We start from the raw sequence: 6,251 nt of genomic DNA, 5'->3' as shown, positions 1-6,251 counted from the left end.
CCGCTTAATGTTCAACGCAGCAGGCTTGTGGAACTTCTACTTAGATGCAGCATAAGTTAGATAACAGTCAGGGCAAACCCTGTCCCAGAGCTGGTTTTATTTCCCAACAACTCTATTGAATCCTAGCCCCTTCTCAGCCATGGCTCAGGTTCCTTTCAGGCAGGAATTAGAACATTTGTGCGAGAATGGGCGGAAATGAACGGATGCTGCATGAGGTAAGGCTACCATGACTGCTATTTCCACCAATCAAACACCCCATTCAAAATCGGAACACCATCACCCAAACTACGCACTGACCAACCATGGGGAAGAACCAGAAACAACAGCAGCAGGGACGAGCTTGAGCGATCGGTCATTCACAACTACTCCACTGAACGATCGCATTCAGATTCAGCATCTCATTTGCGCCGTGCAACCCACCGAAGCCGAAGGGCAAGACGTGGTCCAAGGGCTGACCCAAACACCGAAAACCCTCCCACCGCGATACTTCTACGACGAAAAAGGCTCCCAACTGTTTGAGCAAATTTGCGATCTCCCAGAGTATTATCTAACCCGCACGGAAACCGCTATTTTCCATGCCTGCGCCGACGAGATCGCCACCCAAACCGGAGCTTGCGAAATTGTTGAACTGGGCAGCGGCAGTTCTACGAAAACGCGACTGCTGTTAGATGCCTACGAACAAGCCCAACTGCCCCTCATCTATTGCCCAATCGATGTCAGCGCCAGCATTCTTGAACTCAGTGCCCAAGCCTTGATTCAAGACTATCCCACCCTACACATCCAAGGACTCGTCGGCACCTACGAACTGGCGTTGCAACAACTGCCGCCCAACCCCCTGTCCCAGCGCATGATTTGCTTCATCGGTAGCACCTTGGGCAACTTAAATCCCAAGGATTGCGATCGCTTCCTCGATCGGGTCACCCAAGCCCTTACCCCGGAGGACTATTTTCTGCTAGGCGTGGATCTACAAAAACCGATCGCCCTCTTGGAAGCCGCCTACAACGATCGACAAGGCGTCACCGCAGAATTTAACCTCAATATGCTGCGCCACCTGAATCAACGCTTTGACGGAAACTTCGACCTCAGCCAGTTCCGGCACCGTGCAATCTACAATACCAACCTGCACCAGATCGAAATGCACCTGGAAAGCTTGGCAGACCAAACCGTAACCCTAAAAAGCTTGGGACTCACGATCGCATTCACCGCTGGCGAAACTATCCTCAGCGAAATTTCCCGCAAATTTAATTTGACTGAAATAAAGCAGCAGCTAGCCCAGAAAGGACTCGTTACCCTAGACGCTTGGACAGATTCCCAGCAGTGGTTTGGCCTGATTCTCTGTCAATACCGTAGGGCATAGGAATCAGGGTGTAAGGTGCACTGTATGCCCTGCACTCAACTGTCAGGGAAATTTCATTTTTTTGGAGTGCCAAATTTAAAACTGCGACTATCATAGGGTTCGAGCCTAGGTTTAAGCGCCTAGGTTCGAATGTTTTATTTTTCAGACTCTGCACTATAATGCGGTGGCTGACTTGAAGTTTGCCTGGATTGCGTCACACTGACCGTCAAGCCCATGATTGCAAAGTCTATGTTTTACTCCCCACGAGTGAACTAGATCCCCAATCAGACGCATTGACCCCTTGAGCGATCGCACAACCCATTCAATCCAGAGGTAGAGCAAAGGCAATGAGTGATACAACATCCTTCCTAGGAGGCGCAGCGCTAGCAGGTTTGGCAGCGTTAATTGTTATGCGGGGCGGCATTACGATCGGAGCCCCTAACCTGTCCTCTCCCCAAATTCCCCAGTTTCCCCAAATGTCCCTGGGAAATAATGGCGTGACTTCTGGCAATAGCCCACTCCCCTTGCCACCTGTGACAAACCCAGTTCCTACCAATGCCACAGTGGGACGCGGTGGCGATAGCGACTATGAAAGAGCGAAGTGGGACATCAAGCTGGAGAGCCTCAAGGCCCAAGTGGAGCAGCAGCAAGCTCAACTCCGCAGCCAGCAAGCAGTGATTGACACCTTGACGGCTCAGCTCAAAACAGCATCCATTCAGCCCCCCCAAACGGTCGCAACGGCTCCCGTCCCCCAACCGATGCCGTCTCCCAGTGCAGCGGATCAAGCGACAACCTCGGTCATTTCTGGATTACCTTGGGCCTTGGGCGGCATGATGTTGACCTTCGGGGGTGGAATTGCGCTGGTTGGCATGTTTACGCTCTTGTCCCGGCAGAACCGGCCCCGTACAATTGAGGTGGTTCACGACGACTATCCTCTCTATCTCCCACCCTCTACCCCCACCGCTGCGACTTCTTCTCGGCGTCGGGTTCAGGTCTTGCCTCCCCGGCGAGCCATTAAGCGAGTCGTGGAAGTGGAGGAAGATTAATCCTTCTGCGGCACTTTTTGAAGCACTGACGTTTGTAAATCAATGACGTTTGTAAAAAGCGATCGTGGGCGTTATCTCCTCAAGGGGCTGACGCCTTATTTATTTCTACTGCCAGCCCTGATCCTGTTGGGACTGACAGTATTTTACCCTGCGCTGCAAGCCCTGTATTACAGTTTCACGCAGTACGATCTGATCAGCGATCCCCAATGGGTAGGATTCAAGAATTTTCAGCGCCTGCTGCGGGATGAAATTTTCTGGCGATCGCTGCGCAATACCCTGATTTATCTGATCGGTGTGGTGCCGTTGTTGGTCACATTGCCGCTGGGGCTGGCAATTTTAGTCAATCAGAAACTACGCGGTGTGCAGTGGTTTCGGGTAGCCTACTACACCCCTGTGGTCATTTCCATGGTGGTAGCGGGGATTGCCTGGAAGTGGTTGTATTCCAGCAATGGTCTACTAAATCAAGCCTTACAAGCCCTAGGCATTCCAGCGATCGGTTGGCTGACGGATGCCAACCAAGCCCTCTGGAGTGTGATGGCAGTGACGGTGTGGAAAGGGCTGGGCTACTACATGGTGATCTATCTGGCAGGCTTGCAGGCGATTCCTGCGGATTTGTATGAAGCAGCGGCGATCGATGGTTCCGACGGTTGGCGCAAGCACTGGGATATCACGTTGCCGTTAATGCGCCCCTATTTGCTACTGGTATCGGTAATTTCTGCAATTTCTGCCACCAAAGTGTTTGAAGAAGTGTTCATCATGACCAATGGCGGGCCGAATAATGCGTCTTCCACTGTGGTGTTGTACGTGTATAACCAAGCGTTTCAGCAGTTGAATATTAGCTATGGTTGTACGATCGGCCTAGTGATCTTTTTACTGATTTTGGTACTGTCGCTCCTGCGGTTGGGCGTCGAAAAAATGACCAAGGATGAGACGCCAGCAACGCTGTAGTCCAACCATCGTGAGGTCAATGGCCATGTCAGGAGACTCTACTCCCCTGACACTCCCCAAAAGTGAAGATTCAGTGGGGATTACTTTTCCGTCAAAATCCAAGCCCCGCTCCAATCATCGGGTGGCGGATTGGTGAGCCAATGGCGACAGCGTTCAATGTGCAGAGCTGCCGCTTGGTCAAAGCGATCGAGTTCCAACACCGCCGCAAATTCCCCGATCGCCTGGGCAAACTTGCGTTGCAGATAAAATGCCCGCGCCCGATGGTAATGATCGATCACCCGGTGCTGTTGATCGGAAATTGGATCGGAAGCTAAGCCAATCAATTCATAGATCGCCACCGGATGGCTTTTCCCTTTGACTCGAATAAAGTCCAACTCCCGCGCCCAAATACGATCGGCACAGGGACGATAGGTACTTTCGCTAATCACAATGTCGGTACCATAGAGCTTACTGGTACTTTCCAGCCGAGAACCGAGGTTGACTCCATCGCCGATCGCCGTAAACTCCATACGCTTACTCGAACCAATATTGCCACTAATCACCGTATCGGAGTTAATGCCAATGCCAATGCGAATCTCGGGTTGATTGCGACCTGCCCGCCTTTGGTTAAATTCCACCAATCGCTGCCGCATTTCGATCGCCGTTTGCACGGCCATCCACTGATGTTCTGCCAAAGGTAACGGTGAACCGAATACCGCCATGATGGCATCGCCAATGTATTTATCCAAAATACCCTTATGGACAAAGACCGCTTCCACCATCACCTCAAAATATTCATTCAGCATTTCCACCACTTCTTCCGCCGTCAGGCTTTCGGTCAAGGTGGTGTAGCTACGAATATCGGAAAACAGCACGGAGACTTCCTTACGATCGCCCCCCATCTTGGCGGCATCGGGATTATCCAAAATCTGTTCCGCCAATTCCTGGGTCATATAGCGATACATCGTGCTTTTCAGCCGTTTAGCATCGCTAATATCATCCATGACGACCAAAACACCTCGAATGCAACTGGGATCGTCGGGAGATGCGATCGTGTTAATGGCTAAATTAACACTGCGGTATTCGCTACCTGATAAGGGCATCAGGGTTTGATCAGGATAATACTGTTGACGTTCCTTGGGGCTCGTGGGATTGGATGCGGAATGAAACCAGCGATGGAAATTACCCCGTTCAATGTGCAACAAACTGGTAATATTTTGACCTTCTAGGGCAGCCCACTCGTTAAATCCCAAAAGACGTTTTGCACTTTCATTGGCTGCGATAATCTTGCCCTCCCGATCGGCAGAGATCACCCCATTGGACAGCGATCGTAAAATATCCCGTTGCAACTGCGCCTGTTGTTTGACCGTCTCAAACAATTGTGCATTCTGCAGCGCCACCCCTGCTTGGATGTTAAACGTCTGCATGAAGTCTTGATCGCTCTGATGAAAGCTGGCTCGCCAACATTCCGGAGCTTGGGGCCAATGGTGGGGATTGTAGGGCGCATAGTCCCCTTGCTTGCGTTTATTCACCAATTGCGTCACGCCAATCAAGTCGCCATCGGCATTGCGCACCGGCATACAGAGCAAACTACAGGTGCGGTACCCCGTTGCCTGATCCGTTTGTTTGGCAGTTTCTGCACCCATATGATCATAGAGATCAAAGGGAATATTTATCGTCTCTCCCGTTGCAGCCACTTGGCCTGCAAAGCCCGTACCAATGGGAATTCGTACTTCCTTCTGGGTGCCATCGGCGAGGGGAATGCGTGTCCAAATTTCCTCTGCATCCCGATCGATCAACCATAGCGTACTGCGATCGGCATGCATCAGTTGTTTAGCTTCATGCATGACCCGGTTGAGGGTTTCATCGAGATCTAAACGACTTTGCCCCAGGGAGTGGGTGGCCATCATCAAGGAATGGGCAGCCCGTTGCTTTTGTGCGGCAATATAGAACGATCGTGACGATTCTAAAATCAGCCGAATACAAGGAGCAAATTCTTCAAAAAGCTGTTCATCGGCATCTGTAAATCCCCGCAGATCAATTCGCTGCTCTAGGGACAACGACGTAGATGCGGGAGAATTTGGTTGAAGTTTGTTAATCAACTGCACCACTGCAACCAAATTCCCTACTTCGTTGAGCAGAGGCAAGGTCAGCATCGTGTAAGTACGATAGCCCGTTTGCTTGTATTGCAATTTGGCTTGGTGCGATCGGGGATCATCAAACACATCGAAGGGAATATTCACCGATCGTTTACTGGTCGCCACTTCGCCAGCAATACCCTGGTTGGCCGGAAAGCGAATTTCTCGGGTACGTCCATCGGCACTAGAAACGAGGGTGGTGTAGAGTTCGTTTTTGGCCTCGTCAAGGAGATAAATCGTCGTCCGATCGGCGTTCAGTAGTTCCCCCGTTTTTTGGGTGATGGACGTCAGCATTTCCTCCAGAATGGAGTCAAACCCTTGCATATCAAGGAGCGATAGGGTTTGATTAACTATGCGCAATTTTTGTTCCACATCATAAACCACTTCGCGAAATCGATCGGCGGTTAAAGGATCCAAAAACGAAGCAAAACCATGGCGAACAGAAACAAGAGACGCCTCCTCTCGAATTCTGGGCTGATTGGAATCAAATGATAATTCAATGGTGGGAAGTTCAACAAGTTCCGTTAAAGACAACGGTTCACCGTCGGACTCGATCGTAGCGGCAGAAATCGGTTCAGGTAGATGCAAATTCGGCTCATTCATAGAAACTGGATACGCCGAGGGCGCGAACAACCAAATGTTGGAGGACATAAATCATGACGTTTCTCTGGGGCGATCATTTGAATTGAGTGCCAGTTACTAAGACTGGAAGATGCATAAACCCTGATGTCCATAACGAATGTCCATCGCCTAAGAGGTAGAGAAACCACAAAAATTCTTAGCTATCTCTAAGGTACCCACCTG

4 protein-coding genes are annotated in these 6,251 nt (G+C 50.6%); 3 read left to right on the top strand and 1 reads right to left on the bottom strand.

Features of this window, described 5'->3' with window-relative positions; genetic code table 11:
* The first annotated feature begins 226 nt into the window (after positions 1 to 226).
* The 3 genes from egtD (at position 227) to ACN4EG_RS07745 (ending at position 3,330) form a co-directional block, all read left to right on the top strand.
* Positions 227 to 1,357, top strand: coding sequence for an L-histidine N(alpha)-methyltransferase (gene egtD / locus ACN4EG_RS07755; RefSeq protein WP_431628764.1), 1,131 nt, complete (start codon positions 227 to 229; stop codon positions 1,355 to 1,357).
* A gap of 326 nt (positions 1,358 to 1,683) precedes the next feature.
* Entirely contained in the window at positions 1,684 to 2,382 is a 699-nt protein-coding gene (locus tag ACN4EG_RS07750; protein ID WP_431628763.1) for a hypothetical protein, read from the top strand.
* Positions 2,383 to 2,424: 42 nt separating this feature from the next.
* The gene (locus ACN4EG_RS07745) at positions 2,425 to 3,330 is read left to right on the top strand and encodes a carbohydrate ABC transporter permease (protein WP_431628762.1); all 906 of its coding nucleotides are present in this window, start codon (positions 2,425 to 2,427) and stop codon (positions 3,328 to 3,330) included.
* Between the two features lie 80 nt (positions 3,331 to 3,410).
* On the opposite strand, the gene ACN4EG_RS07740 is transcribed toward ACN4EG_RS07745, so the two are convergent.
* A complete protein-coding gene (locus ACN4EG_RS07740; RefSeq protein ID WP_431628761.1) occupies positions 3,411 to 6,050 on the bottom strand; it encodes a GAF domain-containing protein in 2,640 nt (879 codons plus the stop codon).
* Between the last annotated feature and the right edge of the window lie 201 nt (positions 6,051 to 6,251).

The sequence above is a fragment of the Alkalinema pantanalense CENA528 genome (assembly GCF_050753345.1).
GTDB lineage: Bacteria > Cyanobacteriota > Cyanobacteriia > Leptolyngbyales > Leptolyngbyaceae > Alkalinema > Alkalinema pantanalense.
The sequence above is the reverse complement of the archived record's forward strand: the minus strand, read 5'-3'. Positions and strand labels throughout refer to the sequence as shown.

Coding starts and splice junctions, on each gene's coding strand:
- egtD (WP_431628764.1), top strand. CDS start 227: ATGACTGCTATTTCCACCAATCAAACACCCCATTCAAAATCGGAACAC.
- ACN4EG_RS07750 (WP_431628763.1), top strand. CDS start 1,684: ATGAGTGATACAACATCCTTCCTAGGAGGCGCAGCGCTAGCAGGTTTG.
- ACN4EG_RS07745 (WP_431628762.1), top strand. CDS start 2,425: ATGACGTTTGTAAAAAGCGATCGTGGGCGTTATCTCCTCAAGGGGCTG.
- ACN4EG_RS07740 (WP_431628761.1), bottom strand. CDS start 6,050: ATGAATGAGCCGAATTTGCATCTACCTGAACCGATTTCTGCCGCTACG.